Raw genomic sequence first — 493 nt, 5'->3', positions numbered from 1 at the left:
ATGCCTGGCGGTCCTGGATGGTGGCCGGGTTGGAGTGGCCCAGGACTTCGGCGATGTGGAGGCGGACGGTGTCGAGGAGCGCGGCGTGTTGTTCCTCGGCGGGCAGGGAGGCGAGGCGCTCGATGAGTGTGGTGGTCTGGCTCTGGGTGGTGGTGTGCGCGGTGCGGCGGATGGTGTGCTGGGTGAGCTGGCTGAGGAGTGGGTTGCCGCGGAGGGCTGCGGGGTTGAGGCGGGCGGTGAGGAGGTGGGCCTGCGGAGCGCTGAGGGTGTGGTCGAAGAGGGTGAGGGCGTCGTCGGTGGTGAGTGGGGTGATGCCTGTGCGGTTGATGCGTGCGTGGTCGGTGGTGTCGAGGTGGCTGGTCATGGTGCTGGTCTGCTGCCATAGGCCCCAGGAGAGGGAGGTGGCGGTCAGGCCGTGGGTGTGGCGGTGGTGGGCGAGGGCGTCGAGGAAGGTGTTGGCGGCGGCGTAGTTGGCCTGGCCGGGGTTGCCGAG

Annotated in this window: 1 protein-coding gene; it reads right to left on the bottom strand. The window is 70.0% G+C overall.

The window, feature by feature from the left end; all coding sequences use genetic code 11:
• Positions 1-493 (bottom strand): KR domain-containing protein (locus IH48_RS33940; RefSeq protein ID WP_037844074.1); only part of this gene is annotated, 493 nt, incomplete at both ends.

The organism is Streptomyces sp. NRRL F-5126 (genome assembly GCF_000721265.1).
Taxonomy (GTDB): domain Bacteria; phylum Actinomycetota; class Actinomycetes; order Streptomycetales; family Streptomycetaceae; genus Streptomyces.
Note: the sequence above shows the minus strand (reverse complement) of the source record. Positions and strands in the feature narration are given on the sequence as shown.